This window comes from Anaerobium acetethylicum (assembly GCF_900096945.1).
GTDB classification, from domain to species: Bacteria; Bacillota; Clostridia; order Lachnospirales; family Lachnospiraceae; genus Anaerobium; species Anaerobium acetethylicum.
Genome location: NZ_FMKA01000015.1, coordinates 16083 through 37911 on the forward strand (window position 1 = coordinate 16083; position 21829 = coordinate 37911).

Annotated in this window: 20 protein-coding genes; 18 read left to right on the plus strand and 2 right to left on the minus strand. The window is 46.0% G+C overall.

Annotated elements, in window-relative coordinates:
• Positions 1–134: 134 nt before the first annotated feature.
• From BJR36_RS11940 to BJR36_RS12010, 15 genes are all read left to right on the plus strand, one after another.
• Positions 135–938: a tryptophan-rich sensory protein gene (locus BJR36_RS11940; RefSeq protein ID WP_091234589.1), complete on the plus strand. Its 804-nt coding sequence runs from the start codon at positions 135–137 to the stop codon at positions 936–938.
• 41 nt (positions 939–979) lie between these two features.
• A complete protein-coding gene (locus tag BJR36_RS11945; protein WP_091234592.1) occupies positions 980–2014 on the plus strand; it encodes a hypothetical protein in 1035 nt (344 codons plus the stop codon).
• Between the two features lie 20 nt (positions 2015–2034).
• Positions 2035–3300: a serpin family protein gene (locus BJR36_RS11950; RefSeq protein ID WP_091234595.1), complete on the plus strand. Its 1266-nt coding sequence runs from the start codon at positions 2035–2037 to the stop codon at positions 3298–3300.
• Between the two features lie 163 nt (positions 3301–3463).
• Positions 3464–4741, plus strand: coding sequence for a serpin family protein (locus BJR36_RS11955; RefSeq protein WP_091234598.1), 1278 nt, complete (start codon positions 3464–3466; stop codon positions 4739–4741).
• A gap of 44 nt (positions 4742–4785) precedes the next feature.
• Entirely contained in the window at positions 4786–5244 is a 459-nt protein-coding gene (locus BJR36_RS11960; protein WP_091234600.1) for a hypothetical protein, read from the plus strand.
• 679 nt (positions 5245–5923) lie between these two features.
• Complete coding sequence (locus BJR36_RS11965; protein ID WP_091234602.1) at positions 5924–7063, plus strand: glycerol dehydrogenase; 1140 nt, start codon at positions 5924–5926, stop codon at positions 7061–7063.
• A complete protein-coding gene (gene dhaK, locus BJR36_RS11970) occupies positions 7063–8814 on the plus strand; it encodes a dihydroxyacetone kinase subunit DhaK (protein ID WP_091234605.1) in 1752 nt (583 codons plus the stop codon). The genes BJR36_RS11965 and dhaK overlap by 1 nt, the downstream gene beginning before the upstream one ends.
• A gap of 136 nt (positions 8815–8950) precedes the next feature.
• The gene (locus BJR36_RS11975; protein ID WP_091234608.1) at positions 8951–10072 is read left to right on the plus strand and encodes an iron-containing alcohol dehydrogenase family protein; all 1122 of its coding nucleotides are present in this window, start codon (positions 8951–8953) and stop codon (positions 10070–10072) included.
• Between the two features lie 15 nt (positions 10073–10087).
• Complete coding sequence (locus BJR36_RS11980) at positions 10088–10912, plus strand: transketolase (protein ID WP_091234611.1); 825 nt, start codon at positions 10088–10090, stop codon at positions 10910–10912.
• Positions 10913–11863 carry a transketolase family protein gene (locus BJR36_RS11985; RefSeq protein ID WP_091234612.1) on the plus strand — a complete coding sequence of 317 codons (951 nt, stop codon included), beginning with the start codon at positions 10913–10915 and terminating at the stop codon, positions 11861–11863.
• 68 nt (positions 11864–11931) lie between these two features.
• Positions 11932–12813 carry a fumarylacetoacetate hydrolase family protein gene (locus BJR36_RS11990; RefSeq protein WP_091234616.1) on the plus strand — a complete coding sequence of 294 codons (882 nt, stop codon included), beginning with the start codon at positions 11932–11934 and terminating at the stop codon, positions 12811–12813.
• Between the two features lie 33 nt (positions 12814–12846).
• Positions 12847–13326 carry an RpiB/LacA/LacB family sugar-phosphate isomerase gene (locus BJR36_RS11995; RefSeq protein ID WP_091234619.1) on the plus strand — a complete coding sequence of 160 codons (480 nt, stop codon included), beginning with the start codon at positions 12847–12849 and terminating at the stop codon, positions 13324–13326.
• 12 nt (positions 13327–13338) lie between these two features.
• Positions 13339–14016 carry a transaldolase family protein gene (locus BJR36_RS12000; protein ID WP_091234622.1) on the plus strand — a complete coding sequence of 226 codons (678 nt, stop codon included), beginning with the start codon at positions 13339–13341 and terminating at the stop codon, positions 14014–14016.
• A gap of 99 nt (positions 14017–14115) precedes the next feature.
• Positions 14116–15180, plus strand: coding sequence for a transaldolase family protein (locus tag BJR36_RS12005; RefSeq protein ID WP_091234624.1), 1065 nt, complete (start codon positions 14116–14118; stop codon positions 15178–15180).
• Between the two features lie 23 nt (positions 15181–15203).
• Positions 15204–16136 carry a DMT family transporter gene (locus BJR36_RS12010; RefSeq protein ID WP_091234627.1) on the plus strand — a complete coding sequence of 311 codons (933 nt, stop codon included), beginning with the start codon at positions 15204–15206 and terminating at the stop codon, positions 16134–16136.
• A 140-nt stretch (positions 16137–16276) separates the two neighbouring features.
• Here the strand turns inward: BJR36_RS12010 and BJR36_RS12015 are convergent, their stop codons facing one another.
• The gene (locus tag BJR36_RS12015; RefSeq protein WP_091234630.1) at positions 16277–17497 is read right to left on the minus strand and encodes an ROK family transcriptional regulator; all 1221 of its coding nucleotides are present in this window, start codon (positions 17495–17497) and stop codon (positions 16277–16279) included.
• A 23-nt stretch (positions 17498–17520) separates the two neighbouring features.
• Entirely contained in the window at positions 17521–18183 is a 663-nt protein-coding gene (locus tag BJR36_RS12020) for a DUF4867 family protein (protein ID WP_091234632.1), read from the minus strand.
• Between the two features lie 464 nt (positions 18184–18647).
• Between BJR36_RS12020 and BJR36_RS12025 the strand changes: the two genes are divergently transcribed.
• From BJR36_RS12025 to BJR36_RS12035, 3 genes are all read left to right on the plus strand, one after another.
• The gene (locus BJR36_RS12025; RefSeq protein WP_091234635.1) at positions 18648–19964 is read left to right on the plus strand and encodes an ABC transporter substrate-binding protein; all 1317 of its coding nucleotides are present in this window, start codon (positions 18648–18650) and stop codon (positions 19962–19964) included.
• Between the two features lie 102 nt (positions 19965–20066).
• A complete protein-coding gene (locus tag BJR36_RS12030) occupies positions 20067–20936 on the plus strand; it encodes a carbohydrate ABC transporter permease (protein WP_091234636.1) in 870 nt (289 codons plus the stop codon).
• An 11-nt stretch (positions 20937–20947) separates the two neighbouring features.
• Entirely contained in the window at positions 20948–21823 is an 876-nt protein-coding gene (locus tag BJR36_RS12035) for a carbohydrate ABC transporter permease (RefSeq protein ID WP_242875551.1), read from the plus strand.
• The last annotated feature ends 6 nt before the right edge of the window (positions 21824–21829 follow it).

Sequence of the window (21829 nt, forward strand, 5' to 3'; positions counted from 1 at the left end):
AAAAACAGGAAGGCTAAGGCATCAAAAAACTGCCAATACTATGAAAAAAACGCCAGACGTGGTATAATTCGGATAGTAGAAAGCGAAACAGAACTGGAAAAAACATCATATGATCATTCAGGGAGGGTACTGCTATGGGAGGAAATCAACGAGTCAAGAAAATCAATGTCGTTGTGGCGGTAACGTATGTGGCCATGGTGGCAATAAACGCACTGGCCAACATTCTGCCGATCAACGGGGTCAATACGGGCCAGGTATCAGATTCCTACCCAAACCTTTTTGCGCCTGCAGGGATTACCTTTGCCATATGGGGGGTGATTTATCTTCTGCTTGCCATGTACACCATCTATCAGTTCGGATTTTTCGGCAGTGCCCGGGATACTGCCAGCCAGCGGCTTATGAGTTCTATCGGCCTGCTTTTTTCAATCACATCGGTGGCTAATGGCGCCTGGATTTTTGCATGGCATTACAGGGCGATTGCGGCTACGATGGTACTTATGCTGATTCTTCTTGTCTGCCTGGCAGCAATCAACCTTATGCTCCGAAAGAAACAGCTGACCATGAAAGAAAGATTCTTTATCCGGCTCCCCTTTAGCGTGTATTTTGGATGGATTACGGTAGCGACCATTGCAAATACAGTGGCATTTCTTGTAGACGCGGGATGGGACGGGTTCGGAATACCGGACACTGCATGGGCGGTATTTATCATTGCGACAGGAATGGTAATCGGAACCGTGACTATGCTGGTGAATAAAGACGTTGCATATGGCCTCGTCCTGATCTGGGCATATGCAGGCATCATGCTGAAGCATGTTTCCGCACAAGGTTTTGCAGGGGAGTATATTTCAGTCATCATAACGGTGGCAGTCTGTCTTTTTGTTTTTCTTGCAGCTGAAGTGAGCATGATAGGTGCGGGAATGATGAAGAAGAGGAAATGACCAGATCTGTTGCTGATAGTTCGGACCAGAAGGAGAGTTTAATGAGAAAAAAAGTTAAGCCTGCGCGTGCCGGCATTTTGTGCTGCATCGCCGCAGTTTTTATAATGGCGGCAGGCTGCAGTTTTGCAGAGACAGGAAGCGGGGATTCCAAGAGCGTTAAAGTGGAACAGTCTGGAAATGGTGAAAGGGCTGATACAAGCCGGACGGAGGCTGAAGACCGGACGGAGACTGAAGGCCAGATGGATTCTGAAGGCCAGTCGGGAAATGAAGATCAGTCGGAGGCTGACGTGACCGGGACGGCCGTTCTGAATACAGCAGGGAAAGATGCTCCGTGCATCAGTTCGCCGGACAGCATTACAGTAGAAGATTCCACAGGAACAGCACCGGGTTCGCAGATTGCCGTTGTTGAGGGGGATAACTCCATCACAGTCATAAGCAGCAGCTTCACGGGATATGCTTATGGAAGAAGTGCCAAAGGAACTGACAATGCCGGTATCGTAATCTTCCAGAACGGCTCCGAAGGGGCGACGCAGGGATGCGGAATCTTCAGTGCAGAGGACTCCAGGTTTGAGATTGCGCCGGATTCCGAATATTACGCAACTGCGCCCATGTTCTTCGTAACGAATACCTATGCGGCCATAAACCTTCATGCAACAGACCTCAACTTTGGCAGCGGCATACTTCTGTATGCTGCGGGCAATGATGGGGAATGGGGAGAAGCGGGTTCCAATGGAGCGCATGTGGAGCTGAATGCAACGAACCAGAGGCTGGCGGGAGCGATTACGGCAGACGGGATCAGCACAGTCACCCTGAATATGACAGACAGCATCTTTGATGGAACTGTAAATTCCGGCGATACGGCCAGGGAATTCAACATCACCATGGATAATGAGAGCACCTGGACCCTTACCGGAACTTCTTATATAACAGCGTTCACAAATGAAGATTCCGACTGCTCAAACATAATTTCAAATGGAAATACCGTTTACTACGACGTATCCAACAGTGCGAATGAATGGCTTGAAGGAAAGGTAATCAGGCTGAAAGGCGGAGGGTTTATGAAGCCGGTCAAGTAAGCAGTCAGGGAGGGATGCGTATGGAAATGCGAAACGTTAACAAGAAAATTTCTGCGGTAATCAGCCTTGTGCTGACTGTGGTTCTGGCAATCAGCCTGACAGCCTGTTCCGGATCCAGTGTCAGGGCTGACGACCTTATGGAAGGGATATCGCCGGGTGAGGTGGCAGGAAAAGAGACGGATGCAGGATTTACAGGAAGCATGGCGGATTTTTCCCTGAAGCTTTTTAAAAAGACCATAACAGAGGGTGAGAATTCCCTGATTTCGCCTCTGTCGGTGATGATTGCCCTTGCAATGACCGCCAACGGAGCCGATACCCAGACCCTTGAAGAGATGGAGAAGCTGCTGGGCGGGGACATAGGAATCGACGAGCTGAACGAATATCTCCATACTTATTACAACGGTCTTCCGAACGAAAAGAAATCGAAGCTCAGCATCGCCAATTCCATATGGTTCAGGGACGTGGAGAGGCTGACGGTGGAAAAGGAATTTCTGCAGACGAATGCCGACTATTATGGGGCCGAGATATACAGGTCTGCTTTTGATGCCCAGGCTATTAAGGACATAAATGGCTGGGTCGATCAGAAGACGGAGGGCATGATTGACAGGATTATCGACGAGATCGATGAGGACACGGTCATGTATCTGATCAATGCGATTGTATTTGATGCCGAGTGGGAAAAGATCTATGTGAAAGACAATATACGCAGCGGCGAATTCATGGCTGTTGATGGAACCAGCCAGAACATCGATTTCATGTGGTCGGAGGAATCCCTGTACATTGATGACGGCATGGCGACAGGGTTCATCAAGCCTTATGCAGACGGGAACTACAGCTTCGTGGCACTGCTCCCCAATGAGGAGACCGGGATTGAGGGGTATATTGAAAATCTGACCGGCGAAGGGCTCATGGAGACCATTGCGGATGCTCAGACAACAAAAGTCAATGCAGGAATGCCGAAGTTCAGCTACGCATACGAAATCGAGATGAATGATGCACTGAAGGCTCTGGGAATGCCGACTGCCTTTTCTCCTTCCGACGCCGATCTGAGCCGGCTGGGCAGTTCGACGGCGGGCAACCTCTATATCAGTGATGTACTCCACAAGACCTTTATTTCCGTGGATGAAAAGGGAACAAAAGCGGGAGCGGTCACCAAGGTCGAGATCAAAGAAGAATCAGCCGAGGTGATGGAGCAGGTTATCCTGGACAGGCCATTTGTGTATGCGATTGTGGATCATGCGACGGGTCTTCCGGTGTTCATGGGGACAGTCATGAGTGTTGAATGACAGGAAAAGCATGCCAGTACAGTCGTGAGTGTTGAATGACAGGAAAGCATACCAGGACAGGAAGAGCGTGAACGACAGGAAAAGCATTCCAGACAGCCGGATGCCATGAGAAGAGCATGAGAACCGGCATACACCATTTGTGAGTTTTTTTGGAGGTGGGAATATGAAAAAGATAAAGTGTAACAAAAGAAAAGCCGCAGCAGCACTAAGCATAATCCTTGCAGCCACGTCTGTCCTGGGCATGGCAGGCTGCTCCAGAACCGCGACGGAAACCAAGGCGGAGAGCCTGATGGAAGGCATCACCCAAAAGGAAGCAGTCAAAAAGGAAGCGGATGATAGGTTTATAGCCAGCACGGCGGATTTTTCTGTGGAGCTGTTCAAGATGACGGTCACCGATCAGAAGAACTCCCTTGTCTCACCCTTGTCAGTCATGCTGGCGCTTGCGATGACGGCAAACGGCGCTGACGCGGAAACCAGGACCCAGATGGAGACCCTGCTTGGGGGCACCATAACCACAGAGGAGCTGAATGAATATCTTTTTTCCTATGTAGAAAGCCTGCCAAACGAAGAAAAGTCGAAGCTTGGTATAGCCAATTCCATATGGTTCCGTGAGGATGAGGACCAGTTCAAGCCTGCAACGGATTTCCTGCAAACGAATGCGGACTATTACGGCGCAGATATGTACAAGGCTCCTTTCGACGATCAGACCCTGAAGGACATCAACAGCTGGGTCGATGAGAATACTGACGGGCTCATTGACGGGATTCTGGATAAAATAGACAGCAGCACCATGATGTACATTTTCAATGCCATCGTCTTCGATGCGGAATGGGAACGGGTCTATGCAAAAGAAGACGTTATGGAAGGTGAATTTAAAGATGCCGACGGAAGTACCCAGAATGCAGAGTTTATGTTTTCCAAGGAGAGCCGATATATTGAAACGGACAAGGCGACAGGCTTCATAAAGCCTTATGCGAAAGGTGGATACAGCTTCGTGGCGCTCCTTCCGGAGGAAGGGATGGACATGGGCGAATACATCGACACCCTGACGGGCGATAAATTCAGAAGCATGGTAAAAGGTGCAGAGGAAACCGTAGTCAACGCAACCATGCCGAAATTCAGCTATGAGTATGAGATCAAGATGAATGAAGCCCTGTCTGAGCTGGGAATGCCCGATGCATTTTCTCCCGATGATGCTGATTTCAGCAGGCTTGGAAGCTCGCCTATAGGCAGCCTGTATATTGGGGAGGTCCTTCACAAGACCTTCATTGCCGTAGATGAGCTGGGAACAAAAGCCGGAGCCGTCACCAAGGTCCAGATAGACGTGACATCGGCACGTGACTATGAAGAAGTGGTCCTGGACAGGCCATTCGTGTATGCGATTGTGGATAATGCAACGGGGCTGCCTGTATTTATGGGGACAGTGATGAGCGTGGAATGAGAAGTATAACTGCTGATGCAATTCAATCGAAGGAGGCTGAAATTATGAAAGAGTTTTTAACCAGGAAAAATGTGATTTCCCTGATCGTCATTCCGTTATGTGCGTATCCTGTTTTCTGGCTGTTTTTCTTTTACATGTCCATATCGGCTATACCGGCAAGGCTTCTCTTTGGACGGCCGAACGTAAATCCGATGATCATCAGGAACCTGTCACTTGCGGTGAGCCTGGCAGTTGTACTGCTGGTTTCGTGGTTTGTGTTCAGGGCGAAGGGAAAGGAACTGCTGAAAGCGCTTGTTCTGATGTTCGTGCTGATGGTGGTCTTTACTACTGTTATGAGGCTTTTCGGCATGTGGACATGGCTTTACTATCTGATTGACGGAGTGATTTTTCTGGTAGTCCTGATGTATCTGAATATCAGGAAGAAACCCTGGGTATATTCCTATGCGGCGGTGGTCACCGTACTGTTACTGTTAGGGTTTATTGTTTTTGATATGGCAATGTAATAATTAAAAGCATTCATTTCCTGGAAAGGTGCCCGATGCGGCGGACGATCTGTTCGCTGCATCGGGTATCTTTTTTTGATATATAAGAAATTCCTCGAATTTCCTATATATCAAAAGCGCTCCGCGAGGAGGCGCATGACGCGCAAGAAGAATATGTCGCAGAAGCGACTGCGCGTCAGCGCGAGAGTTTCACAAGCGAAACTCTTTGTTCTGATGTAAAGCGACCATGCTCAACACTCTGATTGGGAACTGAAGTGGCTAAGCTGCTTTGTTGATGAAATCTGATGAGTTCGGATAAGGTTAAATGCCAGGAGACCCGGAATATAAACTTTCTGTACCGGATATAGCAGCATATCTGACAAATAATAAAAAGACTTAATTAAAAAAGCCGATAAAACGGTTGTTGTGGCAGAAAAGCAAGTGTTAATGGAAAAAAATTACATATAAAACTGCAAAAGCAGAAAAAATAAAAATATTTCAAGGAAAGCCAGGAGAGAAAAACAGAATGATATAATTAAACGCATTAACAACAATGGTCGTAAAAGATGATAAATCAGCATATAAAAGCTATAAAAAGCAATATTTTGAGATATATAATTAAAAGAGTTAATAAAATCATTGACACAGAGGGTGCTCGGCGTTATAATTAAGGCAATTAAAAAATACGGAGGTTTCAACTATGAGGAAAGCGTTTATCTGTCCAACAAAATATGTTCAGGGTGAAGATGAGATTTTAAATTTAGGATATTTCATTAAAACATTTGGAACATCAGCACTATTGATTGCACATCCGGATGATGTGAACCGTGTAAAAGACAAGCTTGATTCAACGGCAGAAAAATTTGGTATTACATTTGTGGAAAGCGGCTTCCAGGGCGAATGCTCAAGACAGGAAGTGGCAAGGCTCCAGGAACTTGCAAAACAGAAGAACTGTAACTGTACAATTGGACTTGGCGGAGGAAAAGCCATTGATACTGCCAAATGCGTGGCGGAGGGCGAAGCACTCATTATTGTTCCGACAATCGCAGCGACCGATGCACCGACAAGCCATTCGGCGGTGCTTTACACACCGGAAGGCGCATTTGATGACTATGCATACTTCAAACAGAATCCAAGCGTTGTACTGATCGACACGACTGTAATTGCAAAAGCGCCTACCCGTTTCCTTGTATCCGGTATGGGCGATGCTCTTTCAACTTATTTCGAAGCAAGGGCGACTTCAAGATCCTATTCAAACGTAAATGCCGGACTTCCGTGCGGATTCAGAGAAGGTGTCTGCGGACCTGCAAAAGGAACTAACACTGCATTGGCACTGGCGACCCTCTGCTACCAGACATTGCTGGCAGATGGAGTGAAAGCGAAAGCTGCCTGTGAGGCAAACAAGGTTACCCAGGCCCTTGAAAATATCATCGAAGCGAACATCCTTCTTTCAGGACTTGGATTCGAAAGCGGCGGGCTTGCCGGAGCGCATGCGATCCATGACGGACTTACTATTTTAGAAGGAACACATAAATATTTCCATGGCGAAAAAGTTGCATTCGGAACGATTGCACAGCTGGTTCTCGAAAATACATCTACAGAAGAACTGAATCAGGTATTGGATTTCTGTCTGGAAGTTGGTCTGCCGGTCTGCCTTGCAGATATCGGAGTTGAGAATATATCTGATGAGGAAGTTATGGAAGTGGCTCAGAAGGCATGTATTCCTGAAGAGTCTATTCATGCAATGCCGTTTGCAGTTACAACCGAAGCAGTGGCAGCAGCCATTGTTACAGCAGATAAACTTGGGGCAGCCTATAAAAAGGCAAGAGGTGCGAAATAATGAAAAAAATAATCAACAGACCGGAAACAGTAGTAATCGAGATGTGCAACGGCATTGCCATGGCACATCCGGAACTGGCATTCGATGCGAAATTCAAAGTGGTTAAGAAAAAAGAAATCAACCAGCAGAAAGTCAGCCTGATCAGCGGCGGCGGAAGCGGCCATGAACCGGCACATGCGGGTTTTGTTGGAACAGGCATGCTGGATGCAGCCGTATGCGGTGATGTATTTGCCTCACCTTCACAGATTCAGATCTATCAGTCGATTGTCGGAACGGCAAGCGAAAAAGGAACGCTTCTGATTATCAAAAACTACAGCGGCGACATGATGAACTTTAAAAATGCGGCGCACCTGGCTGAGGAAGACGGCATAAAAGTGGATTATGTCCGCGTGGATGACGACATTGCCGTTCAGGACAGTCTTTATACCGTAGGACGAAGAGGTGTGGCCGGAACTGTATTTGTACATAAGGTTGCGGGAGCTGCGGCACAGATGGGCATGGAACTTGCGGATGTGAAAAAAGCGGCTGAAAAAGCAATTGCAAATGTGAGAAGCATCGGATTTGCACTGACATCCTGTACCGTACCTGCAAAAGGAACGCCTACATTTGAACTCGGCGAAGATGAAATGGAGTATGGCGTAGGCATCCATGGAGAACCTGGAATCCGTAGAGAAAAAGTAAGCAGCGCCGATGAACTGGCCGGCAGAATGGTGACTGCACTGCTGGATGATCTGAAGGTGGAGGAAGGCGATGAGGTTGCCCTTCTTGTAAACGGATTTGGAGGAAGCCCTCTGCAGGAATTATATCTTCTGAATAACTCGGTGCGCAGAGAACTGGATCTGAAAAAGGTGGTTGTCAACCGCGTGTTTGTAGGCAACTATATGACCAGCATTGATATGACGGGCGCTTCTGTTTCAATACTTAAATTGGATGCACAGCTGAAAGAACTGCTGTCGCAGCCTTGTGAAACTCCGGCGTTCCACGTGACAGGACCGGTTGAAGCGGTTCCGTACGTAAATGTCGCAGCACTCAGCGAAGAGGCAAAAGAAGTTTCCTTTACTGTTGAAACACCGGAACAGTATGCGGAAATCAAGGGCGATAAGATTACCCTGGAAAATGTGATGTATATCGTAGACAGAATGAGCGAATGCATTATAAAAAATGAGGTTCCATTCTGTGAACTGGATTCCCATGCAGGCGATGGCGATTTTGGCATGAGCATTGCGAAAGGCTTCAAACAGCTGAAAAGAGAATGGAAAGATATCGTGGAAACGAAATCAGAGAGCATTGGCGAATTCCTGGAAGCATGTTCCCTGGTGATCATGGAATACTGCGGCGGAGCATCGGGACCGATCTGGGGATCTGCATTCCGTGCGGCTGGCAAAAAGATTGGAAATAAAAAAGAAATCAGCGCTGCTGAATTTGCAGAAATGGTACAGGCATCCGTAAAAGGAATTCAGGCTACGGGAGAACGTTCTTTTGGACGAGGCGCTGTAGTGGGAGATAAGACGCTGATTGATGCGCTTGTTCCATATGCGGATACCTGGAGCGGAAACAATACAGGCAAAACGTTAAAAGAAATTTTTGAGGATGCGGCGAAAGCGGCAGTAGCAGGAGCGAAAGCAACTGAACAGATTGTGGCGCGCATGGGACGTGCAGGAACGGTTGGCGAAAGAAGTCTCGGATATCCGGATGCAGGAGCACACGGGCTTGGCGTGATTTTTACTGACATTGCGCAATCCCTGAAGTAAGGTTGGAGCAACTGTGAAGGACAAAGTCCTGAATAGCTGCGAGTAAGGCTGGGTAAAGAGAGCTGCTGGAGAAAACGGTTATAGAAAATCAAGATTTCCGGCAGCTTTTTGAAAGAGTATACAGGAGGAAAATAAAATGAAACAATCATTTGACTATTATATGCCTGCAAAAGTGTGTTTTCGTGCAGGGGCATCCAAGGATGCGGCCCGATTCATAAAAGGCAGCAATGTTCTGATCATATCCGATCCATTTTTGCTGAAAACAGGTGTTGCAGAGGCGATCGGCAACAGCATGACAGGCAAGAATGTTGCCTATTTCGGTGAAATCGAGCCGAATCCTTCCTGTGAAAGCGTGGATAAGGCTGCAGCTGCAGCCCGTGAAATGAAAACGGACTGCATCATAGGCCTGGGCGGCGGAAGTGCCCTGGATGTGGCTAAAATCGTAGCCTGTCTGGCTGATAACGAAGGCAGCATTTACGATTACTATGCAGGCGGAACAAGAACGCTCTCGGACAGGAAAGCTTCGTTGATCTGTATCCCGACGACTGCGGGAACCGGAAGTGAAGTCACAAATGTAGGCGTTTATACCAATAAAAAGGCTGGCATTAAAATGCCGATGGTAAATGATCTGTTTTGGGCAGATGTTGCAATTATTGATCCTGAACTTACCTATACGCTGCCGGCAGCGATTACGGCTTCTACCGGAATGGATGCATTCTGCCATGCAATTGAGGCCTACTGGAACAAAAACAGCCAGCCGATCTGCGATATGATGGCCATGACTGCTTTGAAAAATATTATGGAACACATCAAGACGGCTTATGAGGAACCTGACAACAAAGAAGCCAGAGGTGCGATGCTTGCTGCCAGCCTTTTTGCGGGAATTGCATTCAGCCAGACCAGAACCACAGGAATTCATGCACTTAGCTTTCCGCTGACAACTGAATTTGGAGCCAGCCACGGTATTGCCTGCTCTGTCACGCTGCCTGCATTTATCCGCATCAGTACACAGGGTGAAAAGGAAAAGATGGAATCGTTGGCGTCTTACCTGGGCTATGAAAGTGTACAGAGCCTTGCGGATGGGGTCGAGGAGCTGATGGTGAGCATGAAAATGCCTGTCCGTCTCCATGAAATAGGCGTAAAAGAGTCAGATCTTGCGCATATCACAGAGGTTGGAATGGGAGCGCCAATCATCCAGCTGACACCTGCGATCATGAATGAAGAGACTGTACATGGGCTCTTGAAATCAATTTTATAGGAAGGCGGAGAGGGAATGGAAAAGGTTTCGGTATTAGAGGAAAAAGCCAGAGAGATTCGCAAACTGACAATCAGAGCAATCGGAAAACTTGGGGTCGGACATATAGGCGGAGCATTGACATTGTGCGAAGTGCTGTCAGTTTTATATTTTGACGTCATGAATATAGATGCAAAGGATTCGAAAAAACCGGACAGGGATCGGTTCGTATTATCAAAAGGGCATGGCGGTCCTGCGCTTTATGCGGCGCTTGCCTTAAAGGGATTTTTGAAAATAGAAGATCTGGATACATTGAACCAGCCTGGAACACACCTTCCAAGCCATTGCGACATGAGGCTGACAAATGGAATCGATATGTCGACAGGTTCTCTTGGACAAGGCTTTTCGGCTGCCATCGGTATGGCGCTTGCAGCCAGGATGGACAAACTGCCTATTTATATCTACACCATCATCGGAGATGGGGAAAGCCAGGAAGGCCAGATCTGGGAAGCTGCAATGGCTGCGGGAAGCAGAAAGCTTGACAATCTGATTGCATTCACGGACTACAATAAAATGCAGATTGACGGATATACGGAAGAAATAAACGGACTTGAACCCCTTGATAAAAAATGGGAAGCGTTCGGGTGGCATGTACAGACTGTCGACGGACACGCAGTGAAAGATATCCAGAAAGCGATCGATACTGCTAAAAAGGTCAAAGGAAAACCATCCATGATTATCATGGATACCATAAAGGGCAAAGGCGGATGCTTCTGCGAAAACCTGCTGACATCGCACAATATGCCTGTTGATGAAGAGTCTTGGAAAAAAGCGGTCGAACTGCTGGAAAAGGGGGAGATGTAAATGATACTGGAAGATAGATGGATGAGAGAGACCTACGTGGATCTCCTGCTTGAATATGCAGCAAAAGATGACCGGATCTGTCTCGTGGAAGCAGACCTTATGCGTGCCATAGGCACCCTCAGATTCAGAGATGTCTATCCTGAAAGATGCCAGGATCTTGGCGTGGCGGAGGCAAATATGATAGGGGTTGCGGCAGGCATGTCTGCAATGGGGAAAGTCCCGTTTACCCATTCTTTTACCCCGTTTGCAACAAGACGCGTATGTGACCAGGTAACCCTTTCGGTGGCGTATGCAGGCCTGAATGTCAAGATGGTGGGCAGCGATCCGGGTGTAACAGCGGAACTCAATGGTGGAACCCATATGAGCATGGAAGACGTTGCAATCATGAGGAATATTCCGAATATGATCGTGTTTGAACCGACGGACTCCGCCCAGCTTAGAAAGGCATTTCCGCAGATCATGGACCACTACGGACCTGTTTACATCCGCCTGCTTAGAAGAAATGCAGTGAAAATATTCGATGAAAACTGTGAATTTCAGCTTGGAAAAGGAATCGTTTTAAAAGAGGGCAAAGATGTAACAATCATAGCCAGCGGCATCATGACAGCAGAGGCGATGGACGCAGCGGAAATCTTAAAAGCAGAAGGCATCGATGCTGAAATCATCAATATACATACTGTAAAACCTTTGGATGAAGAACTGATCATAAAAAGCGCAAAGAAAACAGGCGCTGTCGTGACTGCTGAAAATGGTTCCATTATCAACGGACTTGGCAGTGCGGTTGCAGAGTGCATCAGCGAAAACTGTCCGACGATCATGGAAAGGGTTGGCGTAAAGGACCACTTCGGGGAAGTCGGCCTTACGGAATACCTGAAGGAAAAATATGGACTGAAGGCATCGGACATTGTCAAGGCTGCCAAAAATGTAATGATGAAAAAGCAGAATAGCTAAAATATAAGGCAGGAAAAAATTCTGATAGCCTTAAATGGAGAAAAAACCATGCGTTAGGAGGGCGGACTATGAAACTGCTGACTTACAAACAGGACGGTTTTGAAAAAATAGGAGCGATGGATGCTTCGGGAACGAAGGTGCTGCCTTTAGAACAGTTCGGAATCACAAGCAAAACAATGAATGAGCTGGTATGCAGCTCTGAGGATCTGAAAAAACTGCAAGCTGCTGATTTTTCAAATGCTGAGAATCAGATTCTGTATGCGGAAGCAGAAAAATGCGCTCCCATACCCTGCCCGATGCAGGATATCATCTGCCTGGGCATCAACTACAATGCCCATGCCGAAGAGGCTGCAAGATTCAAAAAGGACGCCTTTGGCAGAGAAAAGCCTTTTGCCATATATTTTGGCAAGAGGGTGAATGAAGCCGTGGGAACAGGAGAGGGAATTCCGGCTCACAGGGACATTACGAAACAGCTTGACTATGAAGCGGAGCTGGCAGTCATCTTGTCAAAAGATGCAAAAAACGTGAAGCTGGAAGATGCTTATGACTATGTATTCGGATTTACTGTCTTGAACGATATCAGTGCGCGAGAAATCCAGACCCAGCACAAGCAGTGGTATTTCGGCAAAAGCCTTGACGGCTTTACGCCCATGGGTCCGTGGATCGTGACCAAGGACGAGATCGTGCTTCCGCCTAGACTGAACATCACTTCGAAAGTCAATGGCGAACTCAGGCAGAACAGCAATACAGAACTGCTGATCTTTTCTATTGAGCATGTAATCAGCGAGCTGAGCCAGGGTATTACCCTGAAAGCCGGAACGATTATTTCCATGGGGACTCCTGCGGGGGTCGGAATGGGAATGGATCCGCCGACGTTTCTGAATCCAGGCGATGTGGTGGAGTGCCAGATTGAAGGAATCGGAACTCTTGTGAATGAGATCATAGAATAAGATGTCCGCTAAGGAAGAAAGAAAGGGAACCATATGAAAAAGATTATTATTGGATCTGATAAATCGGGATTTTTATTAAAGGAAGCGGTCAAAACACATTTGACAGAGGCTGGATACGAAGTGTCCGATTATGGAACGCTCAATGAAGAGGAGCCAAAACCTTATTTTGAAGTTGCAGCTGCGGTTGCAAAACGTGTTTCGGACGGAGAAGCTGAAAAAGCGATTCTGATCTGCGGAACAGGAATGGGAATGGCGATCGTTGCAAATAAATTCAAGAATGTCTATGCGGCAGTCTGCGAAAATACATATGCGGCAGAGAAAGCAAGAGCAATTAATGATGCCAATGTACTTACCATGGGCGGCTGGATTACCGGAGAGATTGTCGGGTGTGCCATGGCGGATGTGTTCTTGAATACGGAATTCACCCAGAATCTGGAAGAGTGGAGAGCGAACAATCTTCGCAATGCCAGAATTCAGGTTAAAAATATCGAAAACGAAATTTACGGAAATTAGGAGGAGAATAGTATGAAATATTTTTTAGATAGTGCAAAATTGGATGAAATAAAATATGCTTACGAGAACTACGGGATTGATGGTGTTACAACAAATCCGAAACACATTAAACTGAGCGGAAAACCGTTTATGACCGTGGTAAAGGATATTGCTGCCTGGATCAAAGAAGCGGGCCTTGAAGGAATGGAAAAATTCCCGGTATCATTTGAAATCAATCCTCATCTGGACAAATGGCAGGATATCGTAGAAGCTGCAAAAGAAGTTTCAGCATATTCGCCTAACTATGTAATTAAAATACCATGCTGCGAGCAAGGCCTGATTGCTGCCAGAAAACTGGAAAATATGGGAATTCGTACAAATGTGACTCTTGTATTTTCAGCTTCCCAGGCGATTCCGGTTGCAAAGCTGGGTGCTAAATTCGTTTCACCATTCGTTGGCTGGAAAGAAAACAGTGGGGACAATGCTGATTATATAGCGGACATCGTTGATATTTATAAAAATACCGGATACGAAACAGAAATCATCGTGGCTGCAGTCCGTAACGGCAAACAGATCGCTGATTTCGCTGTCATGGGAGCTGATATCGTGACCTGCGGGCTTGCTGTATACCAGGAGAGCTTTGAACATCCATTTACAACTTTCGGGCTTGGCATTTTCCGCGACGCATGGGATGGAACAGCAAAGGAATAAAGAACGGCTGACAGCACGGATCAGCGGGCTTCAGTGAAAGAAAATCATAGCGAAAAAGCAAATGATAACCAATATTTAGCATGTCGGAGGCGTATGAAAATGAGTGAATTATTAGGTAAATTACATGAGTCAGCGGTGAAATTTCCAATGACGGATATATGGATGGATTCCTGCGGGGAAGAAGAACTGAATTATGGTCTTGAAAGAGGCATCGTCGGAGCAACAAGCAACCCGATCATTGTCGGAGGTGTAATCAAGAATGAATTATCAACCTGGGAACCAAGGATCAAAGAACTGATCAAGGAACTTCCGGAAGCGACTGAGGATGAAATTGCCTGGGCGCTGATCCATGAAATAGGAGCGCTGCGTTCGAAAAAACTGCTCCCGATATTCGAGCAATATAAAGGGTTAAAAGGACGCCTTTCAATCCAGACAAATGCAAAATATTACAGAAGCGCTGAAAAAATGATTGAACAGGCCCTTGTGCTGAACAGCCTTGGCCCGAACATGCAGGTGAAGATGCCTGCAAGCGCAGCGGGAATCAAAGCCATGGAAGAAGCTACTTATAATGGGATCAGCATCAATGCCACGGTTTCCTTTACGGTAGCCCAGGCTGTCGCTGTTGCAGAGGCTGTGGAACGCGGAATTGCAAGAAGGAAAGCGGAAGGCCTTGACTGCTCTGAAATGGCACCTGTCTGCACCATCATGATCGGCAGGACAGATGACTGGATGAAGAAATATGTGGCAAATACAGGCATGGTGATCGATCCTGAATGTCTGGAATGGGCCGGAGTAGCTGTCATAAAAGAGGCTTACCGTATTTTCAAAGAAAGGGGATACCGCACAAGACTCCTTTCCGCAGCAAACAGGAACCACTACCATTGGTCAAGCCTGATTGGAGGCGACCTGGCGCAGACGATCAACTACAGCTGGTACAAAAGGCTTAATTCCTGTGACGTGGAGGTCAAAAGCCGCATAGACGAACCTGTAAAAGCGGAATATATGGCTGAACTGAATAAAATTCCTGAGTTTCATAAATCCTTCAAAGAGGATGGCCAGAAACCGGAAGAATTTGAAACTTACGGAGAATTCAGGAGCACACTTGCAACCTTCATCGGTGGTTATGATGATCTGTGTAAGCTGATCCGCGGATTAATGATCTAATAAAATCCTGATGGAGGAAGTCTATGAAACTGAAGCAAACCGCTCCGCTGCTGCTGCTTGCTGTTATATGGGGCTGCTATTATGTGGCCAGCCATAGGGCGGTAGAAGGATTATCTGTTTTCTCGGTTGGTATTGTGATACGTTTTGTTACGATGCTGCTGCTGGGAAGCGTCATGTGGAAAAAAGGAGAACTTCCGCAGCTGTTAAAGACAAAAGGGGTTTTGAAACGTCTTGTTCTCATAGGAACATTGGGTTTTCTGCTTGATATAACTGCTTTTATAGGATTGACCCTTTCCCCGGCAGGAAGCGGTACAGCATTGCTCAAATGCGATATCCTCTTTGTGAATATTATTTCTGTGCTGATCTACAAGGAACGCTTTACAAAAAGAGACTGGCTGTATACGATCGTCATGCTTTTTGGAGTTCTGATGGTAATGGGCGTGGATGTTACAGAGTTCAAACTGAGTGGAAAAGGGGACATTTTCTTTGTCCTGAGTGCGTTGTTTGTTTCGATCAATGCCTTTGTAATCAAAAGTGTCCAGCTGGATAAAAAAGCGCCGACAATCGATAATGTAGTGGCATTCTACAATAACTTCATTACGATGATTCTGTTCTTTGGGGCAGCGGCTGTTATGGGCACCCTCGGGCAGCTGACAGAGCTCTCGAAAAATCCGGGAACCTTTGCGGCAGTCCTGCTTGCCGGAGTTGGCCAGACCCTGGTCTATATTGTCTACTATTATAATCTGAGACGTTTTCCTGTCTGGATCGTAAAAGTATTTCTCCTGCTGATGCCGATCGTATCTACAATCGTAAGCTTTATCCTGTTTGGCGAAACCCTGATATCGAATCAGTATATCGGGATGATGATTGTACTTGCGGGAGCGTTCGGAGTGCTGATGGAACAGAAGAGAAAATCAAAAATAGCCGAAGAAATGAAAGCGGGTGTCAGAGCTTAGAGATAGCGTAACTATTCAGGACGACGTCCTTCATAGTCACAGATGATGCACACAAAATGCCCTTCCCGGAATTTCCGGGAGGGGCATTTTGTTTGTTGATATAGGAGAACCAATCTCGTTTGAGATTGGTTCTCCTGCATTTATTCGAATGCAGTTCCACCGTTTTCAAAGAAGTAGCTTATGATCGTCGAAAGCGGACCCAGGGTTTCGAGCTGAAGATTGTAATGGCTGAAGCGGACGCAGTCGGTTCTGCCGAATTTGCCAAGCTGTGCAATCAAAGTTTCTTTGAATTCGGCAACTTCAAAAAATTCGCCGTAGAGTATGACGATTTCGGGATCCAGAACCTGTATGGTATTTTGGAGCGCCAGTGAAAAATAGAAAACAGTTCGTTCCACTGCGGCAACCACAGGCTTTTCTTTTGCAACATAAGATTTCAGGATCTTATCGATAGAAAGCGCGGAAGGGTTGCCGTTTGTCAGATTATACAGCAAAGGCGTCGATTCGGGGGTGATCAGGTCTTCCAGGCTCTTTTCGATGGAAGCGTAACTGGCGATGGTCTCCAGACATCCCTGGTTGCCGCACACGCAGGGCTGCCCGTTAGAATCCATGATCATATGGCCGATTTCGACGGAAACCAGGTTGAAGATGCTGTTGGAGTCCTGGGAGCGGTTTCTGGCAGCACCGATTCCCGGGCCGTATTTGACGAAGAGCATGCGGGAGGGACGGCTGGATTTTGCCAGGAAGCTTTCGCCGTTGGCAAGGGCGCAGATGTTGTTGGTCAGTATGACCGGCAAGTTCATCTTATCCTTTACATAAGCCACAACCGGCACGTTCCTTTCCCAGATGTGATAAGAGTTGATGCTGATCCCGTGCTCCATGTCAACGATACCGTTGATGCTGATGCCGATTCCCAGCAGATTGTGGTTTCTGAGCACGTCATAGGACTCTATGCGGTCCTGCAGAATGCTGCATAATTTGTCCAGGATTTTCTCGGATTGATGATGACAGTCGGATATGAATATGGTATCTTTGAAGATGACTTTGCTGTTCATATCGGCGCAGAGAATCCTGAATTTGTGCTGGCTGATATAGACGCCGATTGCGGCGTAATTATCAGCATTCATTTTCAGAAGCACCTCTTTTCTTCCCTTCTGGGAAGAAACGTGATCCGAGAATTCCTCGTGGATCAGGCCGTCTTTTATTAAGTCTGTTGTAATCAGGGTAATGGCAGCTGGCGTCAGGCCCAATTGCGAGGCGATTTCCTTGCGGGAGATGCCCGGTTTCTGATGAATGAGAGTTAAGATGGAACTCCGGTTTTTTCGCTTGACATCAAGCATATTGATTCCATTTGTTTTTGCCATTTGTGTTGCCTCTGTTCTTTCTGTTAATAGTTGATCTCGATGTTGTCTCCGGTTATGCCGACAAAAGCGCCTTTCGATGCAGGGATGCTTTCCGCGTGGGCAATCAGCCATTTGTTCTGCATCCAGAGCAGGTAGTCTTCTTCACATTTTGGAGCCGGGATGGAATCGAGGCCTGCGTTGGTTCCGGCGGGAAGGACGATGATGCTTTTGTATCCGTCGGAGGAGGTTTTGCAGGGGGCGAAATGCAGTGTGGTGGCATAGAGCTCGCAGGCGGTATTTGCCGGAAGGAAGAAAGCTTCCACACTTTCTGAGCTGAGTTCGTTATGGCTGATATTTCTGATGTCGGACAGCAGCAGCACCAGGTCTGTTACGGCGACATCTACTTCTGAACCCTTATGGTATTCCAGTGCGTTCAGTTTGGAACTGTTTCCGTTGCAATAGCCTATCTGTACAGGCATGCCGGCATAGAAACGGCGGGAAAGTTCGCCTGCGACATCGGTTCCCATGAGCTCTGCATCGGAAGCCACATAACAGTTGCCTTCCTCGGGAATCGGTCTGGTCTGCATGATGTCCAGACACTGGTTGAAATCGAAACCGTCCAATACCTTGCCATACTTTGAAAATCGGGCATCAGAGACGGGATAAATCGCAATATGCGGGTTGCGGGCCTTTAAATCCTCTAACATGAAAAATTCCTCCTTGGATATAATTATAATTTTTAAATAATGATGAGTTTTCAAGAAAATATACTGGTTATATTTTAGCATGTATAAATTGACAAAGCAAGAAACATAAGGGTGAAAGGCTGAAAATAATTATAATTAAGGAATTTAATTATAAAAGCAGAAACGGGACGAATGGAAAAATAGGCAAGTTAAATGATTGACAAAAAAGTGAAAATAATCATATAAAATGCTTTACTTTTAGTCAAAAATAATATACAATACATAGTGTAAAGGGTTGAAGGCAACAAAGTGCACGAACAAAGCCGAAAAAAGTGGCTTTCCAATGCAGAAAAGACAGGTTTGGCTGAATTTTTTTTAACCATATAATTAAAAGAATTAACCAAATAAAAAAGAACTTCTTTGTCTGTTAATCAATCCGAAAACCGTAAGCATCAAAGAATAAAGGGAAAAAGGAAGGTAAAAACATGAAAAAGTCTAGTAAAAAATTAATCGCTTTAATTTCAACGGTAGTACTTAGTGTTGGTATGTTCGCAGGCTGCGGAAGCAGTGCAACAGAAGAAACAGACTCTTCAAATGATGGAACCACGAAAGAAGAAACAGGTAAGACAGAAGAGATTGCTTTGACATTCCCATGTATCTGGGTAGGTTCAGACAGTAAAGCCGAAGTATTTGGAAAGATGGTAACTGACTTCAATACTGAATACGAAGGGAAATATCAGGTTAATATCGAAGAACAGACAGATTACGATGCTTACGAAGACAAAATCAGAACACTTATTTCTACAGGCACTGCACCGGATATCTTTACAGTAAAGAGCTTCGCAGATATCCAGCTTTTTGCAGAAGCAGGAAACCTTATGGATTTAAGCACTTTCTTTGAAGACAGTGCAATCGGCGATCGTTTTATTACAGGTGTCTTAGATGATACGGCGATTGATGGAAAAATGTATGCAATGCCTTATGAAAATGCAATTATTCCAATCATGTACAATAATAAATTAATGGAAGCAGCTGGCGTTACTGAACTTCCTGGAAGCTTTGATGAATTATGGGATGCATGCGATAAGCTGAAAGGTACCGGAGTATTTCCGTTAAGTGAAATGACAGGGGACAACGCATGGACATCTATGCTGTGGTATTCCTACGCAGTAGCAGCATGCGGCGGTGCCGATGTATATGATAAAGGCCTTGAAGATCCGGCATTTGTTGAAGCAGCTGAAATCCTTCGCAAAATGTTTGACTATACTTCATCAGATGCAATCGGAGCAGATGCAACCGTTGTCAATGGACACTTCTTTAATGAAAGATCAGCTGTCTATACGAATGGAACATGGATCCTTGGAAGAATCAAATCTGAAGGCGTAGCAGGATTATATGACAGCCTTGCATTAAGCGGTGGCTTAAGCAATGACGGCGAAAACGGCGGAGCATATCTGAATGCAGTCCAGGCTTACATCTGTGCCGGAAAACAGGAAGATCCTGCTAAAGAAGAAGCAGTTCAGGCATTCATGAAATTCATTACTGAAAAAGATAAAATCGTTGAACTGACGAACTCTTCAGGATCATTGTTTGCAGTATCAGTAGATTCGACTGAAATCACAAATACATTACAGGCTGAAATTGTAAAACAGAGTGCAGATGCTGCCTTTACAATCAGAAACTTCAACGCAGCAATGCCTACAGCAGTAGGAAATGCTTTCCCTTCCGCATTGGAAGAGCTGGTGCTTGATGAAATCACACCGCAGGAATTTGTAGAAACGCTTCAGAAAGCGGCTGAATAAGAAACGATAAATAAGAAACTATAATTAACCTGGTACATAACAAAATGTGCGGCGGCAGGTGTCGCCGCACATTCTATTTTTAAGATCAGAGGAGGTTACACTATGAAGCTTCGAAAAGGAGAGAGCCTGGGCGTCATCCTGTTTTTAGCACCGGCACTGTTGCTATTCGTTATGTTCTTCATTTATCCAATATTTAATGTTGTAGGCATGAGCTTCTTTAACTGGAATGGCATTACGGATCCCGTATTTTCCGGTTTCGAGAACTATAAGGACATTTTTACGGATAAGGTATTTATAAGAAGTATTACGAACAACGTCATCTGGGCATTGGCCGCATGCTGCGTCCAGGTTCCCTTAGCACTTTTAATGGCATTGATCTTATCCAGAAAACCACGTTTCTGGCAATCTTTTAGAACAATATACTTCCTGCCGCAGGTTATTTCGGGTATCGCAATTGCAATGCTCTGGTCGGCAGTTTTCAACAGCGAGTTCGGTATGCTGAACGGTCTGCTCAAGATGCTTGGTTTGGGAAAATTTGCGACAAACTGGCTTGGAAATCCCAAAACGGCATTCGCATGTGTCCTCATTTACGGCTTATTCTATATCGGCTACTATATGGTCATCATGATGGCCGGAATTACGAATATTGATGAGAGCTATTATGAAGCGGCAAAAGTGGATGGCGCATCACCAATACAGACTGCGATGCACGTAACGGTTCCGCTGATCAGGTATTCGGTACACACATGCATCACACTGGCTGCCATCTTCGGCCTCCGTACATTTGAACAGGTATATCTGCTCACAAACGGCGGACCTGCAAACAGGACATCTCTTGTCGTCCTGTATCTCTACAACCAGATGAGGGACAACAACTACGGCGGAGCAAATGCATCCAGCGTAATCCTGATCGTGGTCGGAGCAATCGTGATTGTTTCCATCCGAAAAATGTTCAAGTTTGAAGAAGATTAAGGAGGTCTCCAATGAGTAAAAAGGTAAAAGATCAGGAAATGAGTTTTAAATTTATATGGACACCTAAAAACGTGGTGATGAACATTCTGAAATGGATTCTGATCGTATTCTTTGCCGTATATACGCTGTTTCCACTGATATGGCTGGTAATCACCTCCCTGAAGACGAATGCCGAATATTTTGCAAATCCATTTTCATTGCCGGCAGTTCCCCAGTGGCAGAACTTTACGAATGCATTTACACAGGCGAATTTAGGCCAGATGATCTGGAATTCCGTTACAGTTGCTTTCGTGGGAACCATACTGAATGTAGTGGTTGCTTCCATGGCATCTTATGCGATTTCACGTTTTCGTTTCCGCGGAAGGGAAATCATCTTCGCAGCATTTTCCGCAGGTATCATGGTGCCGCTGAATGCGCTTATGGTTCCCTACTTCACGATTTTCAGCAAAATAGGGTTAATTGATAACCTGATGTCACTCAGAATCTTATATGCATCAATCGGTTTGCCGATCTCCATGTTTATCATTCGAGGATTTATGGATGCGTTCCCTGTTGAAATAGAAGAAGCAGCGATTATCGATGGCTGCGGATTTTACGGAAGATTCTTCAGAATGATACTGCCGCTTGTAAAATCGGGACTTGTTACTGCAGGCACCTTCCAGTTCATAACCTGCTGGAATGAATTTGTCTATGCCAACCTCCTGACCTCGTCGCCGAAGCTTAAGACGATCCAGATAGGTATCCGGTATTTTACAAACCAGTTTACCACAGACTATGTGTCCATGTATGCGGCAATTGTAATAGCGATTATCCCTAGTATTCTGATTTATGCGATTTTCCAGAAAAATGTAATTACCGGTCTGACTGCAGGTGCAGTAAAAGGTTAATGGATA

Excerpts from the sequence above, each read along its gene's own strand:
- BJR36_RS11940 (WP_091234589.1), top strand. The coding sequence starts at position 135 with ATGGGAGGAAATCAACGAGTCAAGAAAATCAATGTCGTTGTGGCGGTA.
- BJR36_RS11945 (WP_091234592.1), top strand. The coding sequence starts at position 980 with ATGAGAAAAAAAGTTAAGCCTGCGCGTGCCGGCATTTTGTGCTGCATC.
- BJR36_RS11950 (WP_091234595.1), top strand. The coding sequence starts at position 2,035 with ATGGAAATGCGAAACGTTAACAAGAAAATTTCTGCGGTAATCAGCCTT.
- BJR36_RS11955 (WP_091234598.1), top strand. The coding sequence starts at position 3,464 with ATGAAAAAGATAAAGTGTAACAAAAGAAAAGCCGCAGCAGCACTAAGC.
- BJR36_RS11960 (WP_091234600.1), top strand. The coding sequence starts at position 4,786 with ATGAAAGAGTTTTTAACCAGGAAAAATGTGATTTCCCTGATCGTCATT.
- BJR36_RS11965 (WP_091234602.1), top strand. The coding sequence starts at position 5,924 with ATGAGGAAAGCGTTTATCTGTCCAACAAAATATGTTCAGGGTGAAGAT.
- dhaK (WP_091234605.1), top strand. The coding sequence starts at position 7,063 with ATGAAAAAAATAATCAACAGACCGGAAACAGTAGTAATCGAGATGTGC.
- BJR36_RS11975 (WP_091234608.1), top strand. The coding sequence starts at position 8,951 with ATGAAACAATCATTTGACTATTATATGCCTGCAAAAGTGTGTTTTCGT.
- BJR36_RS11980 (WP_091234611.1), top strand. The coding sequence starts at position 10,088 with ATGGAAAAGGTTTCGGTATTAGAGGAAAAAGCCAGAGAGATTCGCAAA.
- BJR36_RS11985 (WP_091234612.1), top strand. The coding sequence starts at position 10,913 with ATGATACTGGAAGATAGATGGATGAGAGAGACCTACGTGGATCTCCTG.
- BJR36_RS11990 (WP_091234616.1), top strand. The coding sequence starts at position 11,932 with ATGAAACTGCTGACTTACAAACAGGACGGTTTTGAAAAAATAGGAGCG.
- BJR36_RS11995 (WP_091234619.1), top strand. The coding sequence starts at position 12,847 with ATGAAAAAGATTATTATTGGATCTGATAAATCGGGATTTTTATTAAAG.
- BJR36_RS12000 (WP_091234622.1), top strand. The coding sequence starts at position 13,339 with ATGAAATATTTTTTAGATAGTGCAAAATTGGATGAAATAAAATATGCT.
- BJR36_RS12005 (WP_091234624.1), top strand. The coding sequence starts at position 14,116 with ATGAGTGAATTATTAGGTAAATTACATGAGTCAGCGGTGAAATTTCCA.
- BJR36_RS12010 (WP_091234627.1), top strand. The coding sequence starts at position 15,204 with ATGAAACTGAAGCAAACCGCTCCGCTGCTGCTGCTTGCTGTTATATGG.
- BJR36_RS12015 (WP_091234630.1), bottom strand. The coding sequence starts at position 17,497 with ATGGCAAAAACAAATGGAATCAATATGCTTGATGTCAAGCGAAAAAAC.
- BJR36_RS12020 (WP_091234632.1), bottom strand. The coding sequence starts at position 18,183 with ATGTTAGAGGATTTAAAGGCCCGCAACCCGCATATTGCGATTTATCCC.
- BJR36_RS12025 (WP_091234635.1), top strand. The coding sequence starts at position 18,648 with ATGAAAAAGTCTAGTAAAAAATTAATCGCTTTAATTTCAACGGTAGTA.
- BJR36_RS12030 (WP_091234636.1), top strand. The coding sequence starts at position 20,067 with ATGAAGCTTCGAAAAGGAGAGAGCCTGGGCGTCATCCTGTTTTTAGCA.
- BJR36_RS12035 (WP_242875551.1), top strand. The coding sequence starts at position 20,948 with ATGAGTAAAAAGGTAAAAGATCAGGAAATGAGTTTTAAATTTATATGG.